At 66.3% G+C, this 243-nt stretch carries 1 protein-coding gene; it reads left to right on the top strand.

Annotated elements, in window-relative coordinates; all coding sequences use genetic code 11:
- A partial coding sequence (locus KVT32_RS31210) for a hypothetical protein (protein WP_217619547.1) occupies nt 1-203 on the top strand: 203 nt, incomplete at its 5' end.
- Between the last annotated feature and the right edge of the window lie 40 nt (nt 204-243).

Raw genomic sequence — 243 nt, 5'->3', positions numbered from 1 at the left:
AGCGCGAGCCCGGCGCCCTGCTGGCGGGCGCGATCGCGCTGCAGTTGTTTGCGCTGACCCAATGGCAGGCCAACTGGTACGAGCGCATCGCACTGCGGTCCTGGAGCCGGGTGCTCAGGCGCCGCTACGAAACCTCGCTGGCGGGCGTCCTGTGCGCGATGGCGAGCATCGTGCTCCTGGTCGCTTACTTCGCCCTGGCTTGAACGAGTTTATTTCTTCGGCAACGCAATCAAGCGCGTCCCC

This window comes from Achromobacter sp. GbtcB20 (genome assembly GCF_019091095.1).
GTDB lineage: Bacteria > Pseudomonadota > Gammaproteobacteria > Burkholderiales > Burkholderiaceae_B > Achromobacter > Achromobacter mucicolens.
The sequence above is the reverse complement of the archived record's forward strand: the minus strand, read 5'-3'. Positions and strand labels throughout refer to the sequence as shown.